At 30.8% G+C, this 13,839-nt stretch carries 12 protein-coding genes; 11 read left to right on the forward strand and 1 reads right to left on the reverse strand.

From position 1 onward, the window contains the following. Positions 1 to 123: 123 nt before the first annotated feature. The 11 genes from recJ to HMPREF2801_RS01610 all read left to right on the forward strand — a co-directional run bounded on the left by recJ (position 124) and on the right by HMPREF2801_RS01610 (position 13,367). Positions 124 to 1,911, forward strand: coding sequence for a single-stranded-DNA-specific exonuclease RecJ (recJ, locus tag HMPREF2801_RS01560; protein WP_070610259.1), 1,788 nt, complete (start codon positions 124 to 126; stop codon positions 1,909 to 1,911). Continuing rightward, a complete protein-coding gene (locus HMPREF2801_RS01565) occupies positions 1,898 to 4,042 on the forward strand; it encodes a RelA/SpoT family protein (RefSeq protein ID WP_070610260.1) in 2,145 nt (714 codons plus the stop codon). Before recJ ends, HMPREF2801_RS01565 begins: the two co-directional genes overlap by 14 nt. Positions 4,043 to 4,046: 4 nt before the next feature. Next, positions 4,047 to 4,496 carry a D-aminoacyl-tRNA deacylase gene (gene dtd / locus HMPREF2801_RS01570; RefSeq protein WP_070610261.1) on the forward strand — a complete coding sequence of 150 codons (450 nt, stop codon included), beginning with the start codon at positions 4,047 to 4,049 and terminating at the stop codon, positions 4,494 to 4,496. Between the two features lie 7 nt (positions 4,497 to 4,503). Further along, positions 4,504 to 5,133 (forward strand): MBL fold metallo-hydrolase, encoded by a 630-nt coding sequence (locus tag HMPREF2801_RS01575; RefSeq protein ID WP_070610262.1) that lies wholly within the window; start codon positions 4,504 to 4,506, stop codon positions 5,131 to 5,133. Next, positions 5,130 to 6,458 (forward strand): coproporphyrinogen dehydrogenase HemZ, encoded by a 1,329-nt coding sequence (gene hemZ / locus HMPREF2801_RS01580; protein WP_070610263.1) that lies wholly within the window; start codon positions 5,130 to 5,132, stop codon positions 6,456 to 6,458. The genes HMPREF2801_RS01575 and hemZ overlap by 4 nt, the downstream gene beginning before the upstream one ends. A 2-nt stretch (positions 6,459 to 6,460) precedes the next feature. Next, positions 6,461 to 7,996 (forward strand): Mur ligase family protein, encoded by a 1,536-nt coding sequence (locus HMPREF2801_RS01585; RefSeq protein ID WP_070610264.1) that lies wholly within the window; start codon positions 6,461 to 6,463, stop codon positions 7,994 to 7,996. A 146-nt stretch (positions 7,997 to 8,142) separates the two neighbouring features. After that, entirely contained in the window at positions 8,143 to 9,954 is a 1,812-nt protein-coding gene (gene aspS, locus HMPREF2801_RS01590; RefSeq protein ID WP_070610265.1) for an aspartate--tRNA ligase, read from the forward strand. Between the two features lie 25 nt (positions 9,955 to 9,979). Continuing rightward, positions 9,980 to 10,402, forward strand: coding sequence for a SoxR reducing system RseC family protein (locus HMPREF2801_RS01595; protein ID WP_070610266.1), 423 nt, complete (start codon positions 9,980 to 9,982; stop codon positions 10,400 to 10,402). Between the two features lie 7 nt (positions 10,403 to 10,409). Then, positions 10,410 to 11,228 (forward strand): hypothetical protein, encoded by an 819-nt coding sequence (locus HMPREF2801_RS01600; protein WP_070610267.1) that lies wholly within the window; start codon positions 10,410 to 10,412, stop codon positions 11,226 to 11,228. Further along, positions 11,221 to 12,195, forward strand: a complete 975-nt coding sequence (locus tag HMPREF2801_RS01605) for a hypothetical protein (protein WP_070610268.1) — start codon at positions 11,221 to 11,223, stop codon at positions 12,193 to 12,195. Before HMPREF2801_RS01600 ends, HMPREF2801_RS01605 begins: the two co-directional genes overlap by 8 nt. Positions 12,196 to 12,215: 20 nt before the next feature. After that, positions 12,216 to 13,367, forward strand: coding sequence for a TraB/GumN family protein (locus HMPREF2801_RS01610; RefSeq protein ID WP_019124456.1), 1,152 nt, complete (start codon positions 12,216 to 12,218; stop codon positions 13,365 to 13,367). A gap of 29 nt (positions 13,368 to 13,396) precedes the next feature. On the opposite strand, the gene HMPREF2801_RS01615 is transcribed toward HMPREF2801_RS01610, so the two are convergent. Further along, positions 13,397 to 13,839: threonine/serine exporter family protein (locus HMPREF2801_RS01615; RefSeq protein WP_070610269.1), on the reverse strand; the 443-nt coding region annotated here is incomplete at its 5' end.

The following is a 13,839-nucleotide window of genomic DNA, read 5'->3' on the forward strand; positions in this document are numbered from 1 at the left end:
TTTCTAAAATCCCTAATTCAATGAGCCTTGCGGGGTTCTTTTTTGTATATTTTATAAATACATAATAGTTTTACCTTAATGGCAATTTTTGATATAATAAACTTTATATGAAGTGGTGATTAAATGGAAAGATGGTTTATAAAAAATAAGAGTGACCCAGGAATTGAATACAAAAAACTGGGCATTAATAATGTTATATATAAAATTTTACTTAATAGAGAAGTTAATAGCGAAGAGGAAATAAAAAGTTTTTTGAAACCTGAGCTTTCAAATTTAAATTCACCAATACTTTTGAAGGACATGGTAAAGGCTTCGAATTTAATTTTAAGTCATCTTGCTAAAAAAAATAATATTAGAATTATTGGAGACTATGATGTGGACGGCGTAACTTCTACTTATATTTTGTATTCAGGTTTATTTAGAATTGGCGCCAATGTATCCTATGATATTCCTCATAGAGTGGAAGATGGCTACGGTATAAATAATAATTTAATTGATAGGGCATTTGATGCTGGTGTAAATCTAATTATTACTTGCGACAACGGAATTGCTGCAAGAGATGCAGTCCTTTATGCAAAGTCCAAGGGAATAGATATTATTATAACTGACCACCACGAGGTTCCTAAGATAATAGAAGCTGACAAAGAAATAGAATTAATACCTCATGCCAATGCTGTTATTGATCCAAAACAAAGTTCTTGTTCTTATCCCTTTGAAGACATTTGTGGTGCTGTAGTTGCCTTTAAGCTTATTGAATATTTATTTTTAATTAAGGGCGTAGATAAGGATGAGTTCTACGAAAACTTTTTGCCCTTTGCGGCTATTGCCACTGTCTGCGATGTAATGCCACTTAAAAATGAAAATAGGATTATAGTATCACAAGGCTTAAAATATTTAAGAGAGACTAAACACCTTGGACTTAACGCACTTATTGAGGCATCAGACATAAAGAAAAGTGAAATTGATGTATATCATCTTGGATTTATCATTGGACCAACAATAAACTCCAGTGGCAGGCTTGAATCAGCAAAGTATGCTCTAGAATTGTTGTTAGAAAAAGATTATAGCCTGGCTCTTGATAAGGCTAAAGAGCTAAGAGAGCTTAACTATGAAAGGCAAAAGCTGACACAAGATGCTTTTAATATAATAGACGAAAAAGTTAATCGTGAAAATCTTTTAGTAAATCATAATGTTTTGATAATTTATGAGGAAGGACTTAATGAATCTATTCTTGGCATTGTAGCTGGTAAAATAAAAGAAAAATATTATAGACCAACTGTTGTATTAAGTGATTCAAAGGACTTAATCAAGGGCTCAGGAAGAAGCATTGAAGAATACAATATGTTTAAGGAATTTTCCAAGTCAAAAAATTATTTAGATGCCTTTGGCGGACATAAAATGGCTTGTGGACTTTCACTGCCCCTTGAAAATTTAGATGATTTCATAAAAGATGTGAATGAAAAAGAAAATTTGACAGAAGAAGACTTAATTAGAAAAATTTATATAGATGGAAATTTAGAACTAAAGTACATTAGCATGAATTTAGTTAAGGAACTTGAAAATCTAGCGCCCTTTGGCAATGGAAATTCTGCTCCAAAATTTGGTGCTAAAAATTTAAAAATAAATACATTAAATATCTTGGGAAAAAATAAGAACTTTTTAAAAATGAATCTTTCTCAAGGTAAGGTAAGTTACACAGCAACTTTATTTGAAGATTCTGATATATTTTTAAATAATCTTGCAAAATCTTATGGAAGGGAAGAAGTAATGGCTCTACTTCAAGGTAGGCCATCAAATATTTTTATAGATATAATTTTTAATTTGGAACTTAATAAATTTAATGGAAATGTATCCATCCAATTAAAGATAAAATCCTATAGAATTTCAGGTGAAAAGAATGTTAATAGATGAATTAATTGAAAAAGTAAAATCATATAACGAAAATGCCGATTTTGATATGATAAATCGTGCCTATAAATTTGCTGAAGAGCATCACAAGGGACAAAAGAGAAATTCTGGAGAAGATTATATAATCCATCCCTTAAATGTAAGTTTAATCCTTGCTGAAATGAATATGGATACTGCCACTATTGTCGCTGGATTACTTCACGATGTAGTAGAAGATACTGATGTCACTCTAGAAGATATAAAAAATTTATTTGGTCAAGAAATTGCAGACTTAGTTGACGGAGTTACTAAGTTAAAAAAATTAAATTATAAAAATAAAGAAGAAAAGCAAGCTGAAAATATTAGAAAAATGGTTCTTGCCATGGCAAAGGACATTAGAGTAATAATAGTTAAACTTGCCGATAGACTTCACAACATGAGAACTCTTGAGTACATGACTGATGCTAAAAAAATTGAAAAGGCAACAGAAACTGTTGAAATCTACGCCCCAATTGCCGATAGACTTGGTATGAGTAGGGTTAAGTGGGAGCTTGAAGACTTATCTCTTAGATATCTTGATGAAGAAGGCTATTATGAACTCGTGGAAATGGTAAATAAGAGAAGAAATGAAAGAGAAGACCTCATCAATCATATTATAGCTGAGCTTGAAGAAAACTTGGAGAAAGTTGGAATTGAATGTGAAATTAAGGGAAGACCAAAGAATTTTTATTCAATTTATAAAAAAATGAAGAAAAAGGGCAAGGTCTTTGATGAAATTTACGATTTATCCGCTGTAAGAATTTTAACTCATTCTGTTAAGGATTGTTACGGTGCACTTGGTGTAGTTCACACACTTTTTAAACCTATTCCAGGTAGATTTAAAGATTATATTGCTATGCCTAAGCCTAATAAGTACCAATCTCTTCACACAACTGTAATCGACAACAATGGAGAGACTTTTGAAGTTCAAATTAGAACTTATGAAATGCATCAAACTGCTGAATATGGTATTGCCGCTCACTGGAAATACAAGGCTGGCGTTACAAAGGAAACTGCCTTTGATGAAAATTTAACTTGGTTAAGACAACTTTTGGAATGGCAAAAAGACTTAAATGATCCTGGCGACTTTATGGATACCTTAAAGATTGACTTCTTTGCCGACGAGGTTTTTGTCTTTACACCAAGGGGAGATGTTATAAACTTACCAGAAGGATCAACTCCAATTGACTTCGCCTATAGAATTCACTCTCAAGTTGGTAATACTTGTGTAGGAGCAAAGGTAAATGGTAGAATTGTTCCTCTAAATTACACTCTTCAAAGTGGAAATATTGTTGATGTAATAACTAACCCAAATACAAGTCCATCTCTTGATTGGCTAAAAATCGTAAAAAGCCCTCAGGCCCGCAAGAAAATCTCTCAATATTTTAAGGTTAAGGACAAAGAAAAAAATATTGAAAGAGGAAAAGATGCCATTGAAAAAGAAGTAAAAAAACTTGGTTATCAAGTTCCTAAAATTTTACGCGATGATTGGCTAGAGGAAGTTAAGAATAAGCTAAATATGCAGACACTAGATGAAATGTATGCTGCTGTTGGCTTTGGAACTATTACAACAACACAGGTTACTGCAAAATTATCTGATATTTATAATAAACATTATAAAAAAGATGAAAAAGATGTTGAAGAAATTGTTCAATCAAGAAAGAGATACAATAATCAAGGCATTGAAGTAAAGGGTGTGGATGGAGTAAATGTAAGAATTGCTAAATGCTGTACTCCAGTGCCAGGGGACGACATAGTAGGATATATTACAATTGGCAGAGGTATATCTGTTCACAGAAAAGACTGCAAAAATATGCAAGACAATGTTGATCCTTCAAGACTTGTTGAAGTTAAATGGCAAAGCAGCTATGAAACAAGTTACAGTGCCTCTATTGAAATCAGGGCCTTTGATAAGCCAAATGTTATTAGCGACATTGCTAATAGAGTAAATGATTCTAAGTTAAGTATTTCTTATTTAAATGCAAAAGTAGTAAAAAATGGAGATGCTGTAATTGATATTACAGTTGAAATTACTGATAGTGAAGAACTTGAAAGATTAATGGAAAAATTAAAGAGAATCAATAATGTTCTCGAGGTATATAGAGTAAAGGCGTGATAAAATGCGAGCAGTTGTTCAAAGAGTAAAGAGATCTAGCGTATCTGTTGATGGAAAAATTGTTTCAAAAATAGATAGGGGATTAATGGTGCTCCTTGGAGTTGAAGTTAATGATGATGAAAGTGATTTAGACTACATCCTAAAAAAAGTTACTAAGCTTAGAATTTTTGACGACGAAGATGGAGTCATGAATAAATCTCTTCTTGACTACGGATTAGAAGTCCTTGTTGTCAGTCAATTTACTCTTTATGGAGATGCTAGAAAGGGCAACAGACCTTCCTATATTCGTTCTGCTAAATTTGATCAAGGAATTCTTTTATATGAGAAGTTTATTGAAGAACTTGAAAAACTTAATGTAAAAGTTTCTCACGGAGAATATGGCGCTGACATGGATGTAGAACTTATTAATGACGGACCTGTTACAATTTTATTGGATTCAAGTAAGGAATTTTAGGTGAATTATGCAATATAAAATTATGAAATTAGTAGTTGGAGAATTGCAAGAAAATTGTTTTATTCTCTTTGACGAAAATAAAGATGCTTTTGTTGTGGATCCAGGTGGATCAAGTGAAAATATAATTGAGGCAATTGAAAAAAATAAATTAAATATAAAATATATTCTCTTAACCCATGGTCACTTTGACCATGTTGGTGCAGTGGCTGCTTTAAAGAAAAAGTTTAAGGCTCCTGTATATCTTCACAAAAATGACAAAGAATTTTTGGAGAATCCAAAAGAAGTAAGGGAATCAGCCTTTGGTCTACAAATTGAAGCTGCCAAGGTAGATGTTTTTGTAAAGGATGGAGACGAAATTCCTTTTTCTGATGATTATATAAAGGTAATTGCAAGTCCAGGACATACTATTGGTTCAGTTTGTTACCTTTTTAAAGATTATTTATTTGCAGGAGACACTTTATTTAATGGATCTATTGGAAGGACAGATTTTTCTGAATCAGACCATTCACTTATGATTGAGTCACTTAAGAGGTTAAAGGAACTCGATGATGATAATATTTATGTTTTATCAGGTCATGGCCCAGAGTCACAAATGAGCTACGAAAAGATGTCAAACCCTTATTTAAGAAGCTTATGATTGAAATTGAATGTGAAAATGAAGCTCTAAAAAAATCTATCTTTGAATTTTTTAGGATGAAAATGCCTAAGGATTATAAAGATTTAGATTTACATTTAAAGATAAAAGTTCTTGATGAATTTATTTTTCTTGAAATTGTTGGGGAGAATATAAATAAAACTGCAAAGCTTGATATAAAAAATGAAAAAGCTCACTTTGCAGTAAATAGATATTTATTTGATTTATTTTCAAAACATGAAGATTTTGATTGCAGCTTCGGAATTTTAACGGGAGTTAGACCCCTAAAACTTCTATCAAAAGTTTTTGAAAGTAAATCCTATGAAGAATCAAGAAAAATCTTATTTGATAAATATAGGATAAATAAAATTGAGGCAGATTTTTTATATAGAATTTATAAAAATCAAGAAAAGCTCCGCAGAAATTCAAACATAAATAATTACAATGTCTATGTGCATATTCCTTTCTGTCCAAGTAGATGCCTTTATTGCTCCTTTGATACAACAATTGGAAATAAGGCAAAAATGGATGCCTACACTAAAAATTTACTTGATGATATAAAATCTTATGAGTTAAATTTTTCAAAAAATCCAAATTCTATTTATATAGGCGGAGGAACGCCAACGGCAATAGGAAAAGAAAATTTAGAGAGAATTATTGATGCAGTTTTAGAAAAGTTTGGCAGTACAAGGGAATTTACTGTTGAATGCGGAAGGATAGATAGCCTTAGTGTGGAAATCCTAGAAATGTTAAAAGCTAGAGGAGTAAATCGAATTAGTTTAAATCCACAAAGCTTTAACGATGATGTTATTAGCAAATTAAATAGGGTAACAAATGAAAATTTTTCCTATTGGTTTGATAGGGCGAGAGAAATTGGTTTTGATATAATAAATATGGATCTAATAATGGGTCTTCCTGGTGAAAGTAAAGAAAGCATTTTAAAATCAATAAAAAAAGCTATTGATTTTTCGCCAGAAAATATTACCCTACACACCTTGGCACTAAAAAATGGCTCAAAACTTTTCGAAAATTTTTATTTTAACGAAGAAGATTATAGTGATCTCATTGAAGAATCAAAGAAACTAATGCTTTATTCAAACTATGAGCCCTATTACCTTTACAGGCAGAAAAAATCTGTAATAAGTTCAGAAAATATTGGCTATGCAAAAAAAGGCTGTTCATCAATTTATAATATTGTCATGATGGAAGAACTGGAAAATATCATTGGCTTTGGCCTTGGAGCAAGTACAAAAATTTTAGATTCACAGGGGAAATTTAAGAGAAATATTAATTCTAAAAATCTTGAAGATTTTATAAAGAGGAGATAATTTTGAAATTAAGTGAAATTTTAAAAAATATAAATATTATCCAAACAAACTTTAGCATTGATGAAAATAAAGAAATTAATAAAATCGCCTTCCACACTAAGGATGTAGTAGAAGGCGCTATTTTTGTTGCAATAAAAGGTTATGTAACTGATGGACATAAGTTTATAAAAAAAGCTAGTGAACTTGGAGCAGAGCTTGCTGTTGTGGAAGAATTTGTGGATGTGGACATAAAACAAATAAAAGTTCTTAATTCTAGAATTGCTCTTGCAGATATGGCAACAAATTTTTATAAAAACCCATCAAGGGAAATGAATGTAATTGGAATTACAGCTACAAATGGAAAGACAACTACTGCCTTTATGGTAGATTCGATATTAAAGGAAGATAAAAGGGAAACCGGCATGATAGGCACAGTCTTAACTAGATATAAGGATGTAAAGATTCCTTCAATACTTACTACACCAGAGTCTCTTACACTTCAATCATACTTAAGAGATATGACAGATAATAATGTTACTGATGTGACTATGGAAGTATCATCTTCAGCCCAAGAACTTTTTAGAGACAAGAATATTGACTTTGACATAGTTACTTTTAACAATCTTGGCAGAGAACACATTGACCAACATGGAAGTTTTGAAAAATATTTTCACTACAAATCAAGACTAATTAGACATGCAAAAAAAGATGCCCTTGTCATTTTAAGTGCTGATGATGAAATGATTTATTCATTAAAAGAAAAAACTCAGGCTAAGGTTTTGACTTTTTCCTTGGAAAATGACAAGGCAGACTTTGGGATTTCTGATTTGGATTTATCTACGGGCAAGGGAAAATTTATATTTAATATAAATAGAGATATAAAATTAAAAGACTTTACAATAAAAAAATCTAGCTTTAAAGTTGAACTTGGCTCTGTTGGTTATTCTTCAGTTATGAATTCTGTAGTTGCAATAATTGTTGCACTATGTATTAATATTGAAAAAGAAGTAATTACAAGGGCTTTAAAAAACTTTAAGGGTGTAGAGAGAAGATTTGAACTTATCTTTGATGAAGATTTTAAAATATTAGACGACCACTTTGCCAATGAAAAAAATATTGATGCAACAATGGAAACTCTTAAGATGATGGAATATAAAGACTTAAATATTTTATATGCCATAAGAGGCCATAGGGGAGTGGAAGTCAATAGAGAGATTACAGAAAGACTTGTTAAGTGGATAAAAATTTTAAAACCAAGGACTTTAGCTGCTACTCTATCAAGGGACACAGTTGGTGAAAAAGATAGGGTGACAGAGGAAGAATTAAAGGTTTTTGGGAATATTTTAAAGGAAAATAATATTGACTGTAAAATTTATGATACCTTAGAAGATGCTGTAAATAATTCTATTGACCTTTTAAATAGTGAAGATGTACTTTTACTTGCAGGCTGCCAGGGCATGGATAAGGGTGCAAAATTTGTGAAGGAAAAACTTTTAAGAGAAAATAAGGTTAAAGATATCCAAGGATTTTCTCACAGAATAGACAGTAGAATCTGTTAAAGTTGAATTTTAAGAGACCTTGTTTTATAATTAAAATAGATTTTTATGGAAATAAATAATAAAATAAATCGCTAATCGTTTATTTATATTTTGACGACTAAGCTCCAAACCATTTGAGGCTTGGAGTTTAATTTTTAGGAGGAAATATGGCTGAAAAAATGGGAAATCTCAAGAGAAGTAATTATTGTAATGAGATTTCAGAAGAAATGATTTCAAAAGAAGTTACCTTAATGGGCTGGGTTGCTAAACAAAGATCCCTTGGTTCAATAATTTTCGTTGACCTTAGAGATAGAAGTGGAATTGCACAAATTGTATTTGATGACACATCTTCTGATGAGCTTTTAGAAAAGGCATCACATCTTCGTGGAGAATTTGTTATTGCTGTAAGAGGTAAAGTTCGCATGAGATCATCAATAAATGAAGAGCTTGAAACCGGACGAGTTGAAGTTCTTGCCAGCGAACTTAAAATTTTAAGCACATCTGAAGTTCCACCAATTTATGTAAAGGACAACGACAATGTTTCTGAAAATATGAGATTAAAATACAGAACTTTAGATTTAAGAAAGCCAAGTATGCAAAAAAATCTCATGATTCGCTCAAAGATTTACAAAATTACTCGTGACTTCTTCTATGAAAATGGATTTATCGAAGTTGAAACTCCAATGTTAACTAAGCCAACTCCTGAAGGAGCAAGGGACTATTTAGTGCCAAGTAGAGTTAATCCTGGTGAGTTTTATGCCCTTCCTCAATCACCACAACTTATGAAGCAACTTTTAATGGTTGCAGGACTAGACAGGTACATCCAAATTACAAAATGCTTTAGAGATGAAGATTTAAGGGCAAATAGACAACCTGAATTTACACAAATAGACATGGAACTAAGCTTTGTAACTGAAGAAGATGTGATGGAAATAAATGAAAGATTCTTGCAAAGACTCTTTAAGGAAATTTTAAATAAAGATATTGAACTTCCTATAAAGAGAATGAAATATGCTGAAGCAATGGATAGATTTGGAGTAGACAAGCCAGATTTAAGATTTGGCATGGAACTTCACGACATTTCTGACCTTGTAAAGGATTGTGGATTTAAAGTATTCGAAGGAAATACAGAAAAGGGCAAAAGTGTCAGAGGAATTAAAGTTGACGGCGGAAGCGAATTTTACTCAAAGAAGCAAGTTAAAAAATTAGAATCCTTTGTAAAAGATTTTAAGGCAATGGGTCTATCTTGGATTAGAGTCGATGAAGAAATTGATTCTCCAATTGCAAAATTCTTGTCTGAAGAAAAAATGAATGAAATTATTAAGGCCTTTGATGCACAAAAAGGGGATTTAATTTTGATTTTAGCTGATAAAAACTCAGTTGTTTACAGTGGTCTTGGAAATCTTCGTAACAAGATAGCAAGAGACATGGATTTAATTGACGAAAATGATTATAAACTTACATGGATCACTGAATTCCCTCTATTTGAATACGACGAAGAAGAGGGAAGATATGTGGCTATGCACCATCCTTTCACAAGCCCATTAGATGAAGATGTAGATAAACTTACTACTGATAAAGAAAACGCAAGGGCAAAAGCCTATGACATTGTAATTAATGGCGATGAAATGGGCGGAGGAAGTATTAGAATTAATGATCCAGAAATTCAAGAAAAAATGTTTGAAGCCTTGGGACTTTCTGAAGAAGAAGCTAATGAAAAATTTGGATTCCTATTAGAAGCCTTTAAATACGGAGCACCACCACATGGAGGACTTGCTTATGGACTAGATAGACTTGTCATGCTATTTACTAATGCCAAGAGCATTAGAGATGTAATAGCATTTCCAAAAACTCAAGCCGCAACTTGTCTATTAACTGGTGCGCCAACAAGACTTTCCGAAAAACAATTAGAAGAAGTTCATGTAAAAGTTATAGAAAAAGAAAAAGAAGAAGAAAAAGAAAAAGAAGAAGAAAAATAATAAAAAAGAAGATTAAGGTGATATTATGGAAAGCATTGGAATTGTTAGAGCAAAGGATAAGAATAAAATCTTTGTGGAATTTACAAGAGAAAGTGCTTGCGGAGAAAGTTGTGAATCTTGTAGCGCAAAATGTGCAGAATCAGAGAGAGAACTTTTCGAATTTCAAAATACTGTGTCAGCCAATGTTGGCGACCTTGTAAAAATTAAGACAAGGGACAAGTCTGTACTTTCTTATAAATTTTTAGTATATGGTCTTCCTTTAATTTTATTTATGTCTACAATTACAATTTCCTATATTATTATGAGCAAGACTTCCATGGGAAATATTGATTTAATATCACTAATTATTGGGGTATTTTCCTTGCTTATTTCCCATTTAATATTAAAAGAAATAGATCACAAATTTAACAAAACAAATAAAGGTGCTATTTTTCTCGAAAAAATGTAGGTGAGAAATGTTTAGTAAAAACTGGTATAAAGCCTTATATATTTTTTCAATTATCTTATTTATTTTGTCTTTGATTTTTTTCATCTACTCACTTGCAAATAAAAAGTACTCATCAGAAATTATTTCTGAGAATAAAAATATTAGAGAAGAAATAAATTTAATTGAAGATAAAACAAGGGTTATTACAGAAGATATTGATTCTCTAGAAATTGAATTTAATATAAAATCACAAGAATTTTATGAAAAATATGGATATCAATTTGAGTCAAGTAAATCTGATGAAATAAAAAGGTTGAAAGAGGAGTATGCAAATCAAAACAAAGCCATAGTAGCTGAGATTAAGGAAAGATTAAAGGCCTATGGAGCTTATTTTGAGTCTGATATTTATGAAAAAGATGGCTATGACAAATCAGTTAATGATTTTCTAGATCTTTATAGCGAGGAAAATTTAGACAAACACAAAAATATATACAATGAGCTTAATATTAAAGCTTATGTTGAAGAATTAAATGGATTTGCCAAGAGCATTTTAAAATTAAATAAAAATTCAAAGGAACTGGATGCCTTGGTTTTTTATGCTTCAATTTACAGCTCAAATATTTATTCTTATATAAATGATGAAAAATCATCTCTTTCAGAAATTTATGCAGATGTAAATAATCTTTTGTTTATTTATAAGGAAATTGAGAGAAAGGGCTACAAAACTGGAAATTTAAAGTCTGAAAATTTAATTTACTTGAATAAATTTATGGAAGAAAAAATTTCATCCTATTACAAAAATCTTGGTATTTTAAAAGCTTTAGAAAAGAGTGATAAAAATGATTAAAAATAAAAAAATTACAATATCAATCATTTTTATTGCCCTTGCTTTTGCTTTCTCACTTCTTGGATTTTCTAATTTAAGAACTGTGGGATCTTCTTACTTTAACTTATCAAGAGAAAATTCTGCTCTTTTAGAGAGTAAGAAGAAGGCTGAAGATAAATTTAAAACTTTGAGCCAAGAAAACAACAGTAAAAAGTCAAAATTAGATGTAATAAACAACGAAATAAATAAATTTGACATTATTAAAGACAAGACTTCCGAAATAGATAGCATGAATATGGAAATTAGTGACTCACTAATTTCTTTTCGCAAAAATAATTTTAATGAATTATACAATATAGAAAATGGAAAGATCAACGATTATAAGCCATTAAAGGGAAGTTTTATTGAAGAAAATTTAACAGAAGAAGATGTTAGATCAAATCTTCTCATGATTGAGTTTCTCTTAAATTCCTACTATAATTTTGATTTAAATAGAAATATAAGTAAGCACAACCTAAAGGCCTATGAAAATCTTGGAATCATAGATTATTTAATTAATGGAGATAATTACATGCTAAAGTCTATTTTATTAAATGATACTTCCAAAATTTCAAAGCTAAAGGAAGAAAAAGAAACTATTTTAAAGGAAGAAGAAGAATTCTTTTCGGTTTACGAAAATATTTATGGCGACAAGGAAAATATTAAAATATTGGGTCAAAATAATGACAACATTTTGAAAAGTGAAACAGCTAATAAAAGTGACGAAGATAAAAATTTTAGGATCTTAAATGCTCTTTGTATTGATATTTTAAATTCATCTGTAAATTATTTAGAAAATTTTAAAATTGTTTCAGAAAATGGCATAAACAAATTAAATGTTTTAGATGACACTCTTATGAGCGAAAAAAATGAAAATAATAAACTTACTGTAACTTACTTCAATAGAGTAAGCGGAGATACTTATACATTATCAGAAGAGAGAGAGTAACTCTTCTATTTAGGAGAAAAATGAAAGATAAATTAATTAGAATAGATTATCATGGCAAGGAAATAATTTTAATTCCCACTGCTCATGTTTCACAAGAAAGTGCAAAATTAGTTAGAGAAACCATTGAAGAAGAAAAACCTGATTCAATTTGCATTGAACTTGATGAGCAAAGGTACAAGAATTTAAAAAATCCTGATGCCTGGAAAAACACAAATATTATAGACATAATTAAACAAAAAAAAGTTACACTTTTAATTGCAAATCTTATTCTTTCATCTTACCAAAAAAACATTGCCAAGAAGCTAAAGACAAAGCCTGGTCAAGAAATGATTGAGGGTATGAAGGCATCAGAAGAATTTGGCATAAATCTAGTCTTAGCCGACAGAAGTATCCAAACAACCTTTATGCGAATATGGAGAAAGATGGGATTTTTTGAAAGAATAAAATTATTTTTTTCTTTAATGTCCATAGACGATGATGAAGATGTTTCAGAAGAGGATCTACAAAAATTAATTGAAAGAGATAATCTTGAGCTTGCAATTGAAGATATGGGCAAGGATTATCCTCAAATAGCGGCAACTCTTTTGCATGAAAGAGATAAGTATCTAGCATATAATATTAAAAATGCTCCAGGGGATAAAGTTATTGCCATTCTTGGTGCGGCACACACTCCAGGAGTTGAAGAAGAAGTTTTTAAAGAGCAAAATATTGAAGAGCTAAATAAGATTCCGCCAAAATCTTTGGCTGGCAAGGTCATACCTTGGTTAATTCCAATTTTAATTGTAGTTTTAATTGGACTTGGCTTTAAGCAAAGCATGAACACAGGAATGGCACAAATAAAGTCATGGTTTTTATTTAATTCTGTTCTCGCGGCTCTCTTAACAGCTCTATGCCTTCCTCATCCACTAAGTGTTTTGACAGCCTTTGTTGCAGCGCCTTTTACATCTATAAACCCAATGCTTGCTTGTGGTTGGTTTGCAGGCCTCGTTGAAGCAAGCTTAAAAAAACCTACAGTAGAGGATGTAAATAATATTCCTGAAGATATTTTTAGTATAAAAGCTTGGATTCACAATAAATTTTTGAAGGCGCTTTTAGTAGTAATACTGGCAAATATTGGCTCATCAATTGGAACAATAATTGCTGGAAGTAAAATAATACAAAGTTTATTCTAAAATCAAAAAAATTAAGGTAATGGAAAAATTTATCCATTACCTTTTTTATTTGCCTTAATTTTTCTTGAAGATTCTTTAATAATTCTAACTAAACCTTGAGATAAGACTATGCCTAGGGCAAGTGCAGATGTAGTTAATGTTGTTTTAATGACTTGTTCTCGCATTAGAATATAATTTGATTCGATGAAATAATACATAATGTAATACATTCCTGCTCCTGGTACAAGTGGTACTAGGCAAGGGAGTGTAAAGACTGTGGCGGGTTTTTTAAATTTAATTGCAAAAGTTTCAGAAAAAATTCCAATGAGAAAAGATGAAATCAAGTATGAAATCATATAGTTCTCACTAAAACTAAATAAATATTCGTAAATTATCCATATAAAACCGCTTAAGGCTGATGTAATAAGCCTAACTTTTTTTGGAAGCTTAAAATAAATAGTAAAGCCATAGGTAGCAAAGGCTGATAAGAAAA

Source organism: Peptoniphilus sp. HMSC062D09 (genome assembly GCF_001811425.1).
GTDB lineage: Bacteria > Bacillota > Clostridia > Tissierellales > Peptoniphilaceae > Peptoniphilus_A.